The organism is Streptomyces griseorubiginosus (assembly GCF_017614965.1).
In the GTDB taxonomy this organism is placed as follows: domain Bacteria; phylum Actinomycetota; class Actinomycetes; order Streptomycetales; family Streptomycetaceae; genus Streptomyces; species Streptomyces griseorubiginosus_B.
The window spans coordinates 1-3,352 of record NZ_WVUG01000516.1 but is presented as its reverse complement, the minus strand read 5'-3'; the positions used below and the strand labels follow the sequence as shown (position 1 = coordinate 3,352).

The following is a 3,352-nucleotide window of genomic DNA, read 5'->3' as shown; positions in this document are numbered from 1 at the left end:
GGCTGCTGCGGCGGAAGTCGGCCCGGGGGATGTGGCCGGCATCGATGGCCTGCCGGGCGAGGGCGTCGGCGTCCTGGAGGCGTCCGGCGCGGCGGCGGACCATCACCAGGTGCGAGAGGGCGTGGGCTGCACCTGCGTCGGCGGCCTGCCAGGCGAGGTCTTCGGCAGCGGCCGGGTCGCCGGCCCGCTCCCGCAGCGCGGACAACGCCGTGAGCGCGGAGATGTGGCCTGCGTCGGCGGCCCTGCGGTAGAGAGCCTCCGCGGTATCGGTATCGCCGGCTTTCTCCCGCAGCCGCGCCGAGAAGAGCAATGCCTGGCTGTGACCCGCTTCAGCGGCCTGACGGTACAGTCCTTCGGCGCCGTCCGGATCGCCGGCCTGCTGGCGCAGCCCGGCCAGCACGAGCAGGGCCTGGGTGTGGCCGGCCGCGACGGCCCGGTTGCACAACGCTTCGGCACGGTCGTGATGGCCGGCTTCGGTACGCAGCCCGCTCAGCAGGGCCACGGCGCGCAGGTGTCCGGCTGCGGCAGCCTGCAGGGCCAGGTCGTCGGCGTCATCCAGGTCGTGGGCCTCCTCACGCAGCAGCGCAAGGCAGACCAGGGCATAGCTGTGGCCGGCGTCGATGGCCTGTTGGTACAGGGCCTGCGCACTGGCCAAGTCCCCGGCAACCTCGCGCAGTTCAGCCAGCATGGCAAGCACGTGCGGGTGGCCATGGCCGGCGGCGAGGCGAGCAATGGCCTCGGCGTCCTCGCGTCGCCCCCGCGTCTCGCGCAGTGCGGCCAGCCGCTGCAGCGGCTGGCCGTGGCCGGCCTCGGCCGCCTGCAGGGCCAGCGTCTGCGCTCCGGCCCGGTCTCCGGCCACTTCCCGCAGCACTGCGATCCGGGCGAGCGCCCGCACATGGCCGGCCGCGGCCGCCTGCCAGGCCAGGTCTTCGGCCATCTCAGGCTCGCCGGCCTGCTCGTGCGCCTCCGCCAGTAGCGCCCAGGCCCGGGTGTGGCCGACGTCGGCCGCCCGCCGGTACAGCATTGCGGCTTCCGCCCAGTTGGCGGCCCGCACGCACCGGGCCGCCTGAGCCACCAGCGCCCGCACCTGGCCGGCTTCGGCGGCACGCCGGCCAAGGTGATCAGCCCATTGCAGGCGGTAGCGTGCCCGAGCAGCGCGGGCCAGGCCGTCGAGGTCGTCCGGGCCCAAGAGGTGACGCCCGGCAGCGTCCCAGAATGAGGCCGGCGGGCACAGCCTGCGGCGCGTGGCCCGGCCGTGCTGCTCCAGATAGTCGGCGAGCTGGAAGAGGGCCGGCGTGTTCGCCGCCAGGCCGTCGGCCGGCCCGGGGAGGGGAGAACGGTGCCGCAGACGGGGGACGACGCGGCGCAGCGGCGCCTGCTTACCGTGCACCAGCCGGGTCAGTTCAGCGAACGCCGACTCCACCCAGCCCTCGCCGAGTTGGGCATAGTCAACGTCGTCGAGATAGTCCACGCACGCCTCGGCCAAAAACAGCTGCGGCAGATGCACACCGACCCCCAGCCGCCGGGCATCCATCGCCGCGCTGAGGATGGCCACGGCGGCCGGTGAGCCGTGCCGGTAGCGGCGCAGCAGCTCGGGCGCCCCCGCCAGATCCTGGGTGATCCGCCCACTCGTGCCGGCCCGGGTGAGCGCATCCGCCAGCAGCACATCACCCTCCTCGGCCAGTACGGTAGCCGCGCGCAGCGCCTCGTCGTCGAAGGCCTCCGGCACCGACAGCATCCGCGCGGCGAGCAGTTCCCGCACCCGGCTGTGCACATCGCCCTCGCCCGGCCGGGGCAGAGCCGTGTACTGCTGAACGAGCTCCGGCCACAGCGTGGCCAGGATGAGGACCGGTCCCCGGCCGGCATCGGTCAACAGCGCATGAAGCGCAGCAGCGATCTGCTCACCCAGCAGGGGATCACCGAGGTAGTGCTGGGCCTCGTTCAGCCACACCACCGTGCCAGGCGGCACCGTCTGCAGGCTGGCCAGCACCGCCTCGGCCCGAGTTGGGGCGAAGGGATGCCACAGCCACCACCCCCACCGGGCCAGCGGCTGGACCGCTTCCCAGCACGCCCGGGTCTTCCCGGTCGAGGACGAACCGACCAGCACCACCAAGTGACTGCGGCCCCGCGCCGCCTCGCGGACCACCTCGGCCAGCACTCGGTCATGATCGCGCACCACATAGCCGGGCAGCAGCACCTCCCGGACACCCTGGCCGCCGACACCGCCCAGTGGGGAGGCAACCGGGTGCACCTCCAGATCGAGCGGGCTGCACCGCGCGATCGGCTGCCCCAGACGCCCTGCGCCCAGCACATCGCGCCACGCTGCAGCAGGCTGTGTCTGCTCGTCCGGCACCCGACTGGTCTCCCGCCACTGTCTTGTTTCCGCTCGTCATTCATCTTCGCCTGCGCACCCATCGTTTTCTGCGTCTTTGGGCACGCAGAGGGAGACAAGGCGGAGTGCCTTTAGCGGGATCTCTGACACGGCCCTGCGCTCGCGGTCCTGGTCAACCGGCGACGGCCAGGGGGTGTCGGCCCGCACGATACAAGGGCGTGGAAAGCGGCCCCAGTGAAAGGCCGCCGCTGCAACTCACGGTCACGCGCTTTGGGCGAGATCGCGGGGCATCGGCTGCAGGCCGAGCTCGCCACGGATGGCACTGAGGAAGTCCTGCTCGGCCTCCCACAACAGCTGGAAAAGGCTGGAGGGCAGGTTGCTGGGCTGCAGGTGGCGCGTGCGGCGGCGAGTTGGCGGGCGTGGGTGACCATCTGAACAGCCGTGCCGACCGTCGCAGGGCTGAGCGCCACCAGCCGCATGGCGGTGAATCCGGCCTCAAGTGTCTCCTTGTAGGGCCGTCCCGTCTCCTCGAAGAACGGCATCAAGCGACCCGGTGAGCGACGATGGGGTGCCGCGGTGATGCGGGCGGTCGGCTCCAAGACGAACGCCACGTACTTGCGGTGCGCCGCCAGGAAGTCGTTGTAAAAGCGCAGCCGGACCTCGCGCCACTGCCGCTCATGCTCGCGCTGCGCCATGCGGTCGTGGTTGCGCATGGACAGCCAGCCTCCCAGGACCACACCGCTCAGGGCGGAAAGACCTGCGACAAATGTTGCGATCATGCCGCGCCCCCCTTCCTCTCCTCACGCTGACAGTGAGCACGGTGCTGGACGCCAGCGCACTCGCTCACCCCTTCTTCGCTCTCAACGTCACTTGGTATGCCGGTCGTTGGACCGTCGGGGTTTTCGCCGACGCAGCAGCCGGGGGGCGCGCCCGGCTACGCCGCGCCCTGTCTGCGGCCGGGATTGTGTAGCGGCCCTCGTCTTTGCCGGAGTTCAGAGGGGTGGGGGAGGGGGTGCGAAG

2 protein-coding genes are annotated in these 3,352 nt (G+C 71.8%); one reads left to right on the top strand and one right to left on the bottom strand.

The genetic code is table 11. The features are described 5' to 3' along the window. Positions 1-2,353: sel1 repeat family protein (locus GRC12_RS42950; RefSeq protein WP_208785866.1), on the bottom strand; the 2,353-nt coding region annotated here is incomplete at its 3' end. A 249-nt stretch (positions 2,354-2,602) separates the two neighbouring features. On the opposite strand from GRC12_RS42950, the gene GRC12_RS42945 reads away from it, so the two are divergent. Continuing rightward, the gene (locus GRC12_RS42945) at positions 2,603-2,767 is read left to right on the top strand and encodes a hypothetical protein (protein WP_208785865.1); all 165 of its coding nucleotides are present in this window, start codon (positions 2,603-2,605) and stop codon (positions 2,765-2,767) included. Positions 2,768-3,352 lie beyond the last annotated feature (585 nt).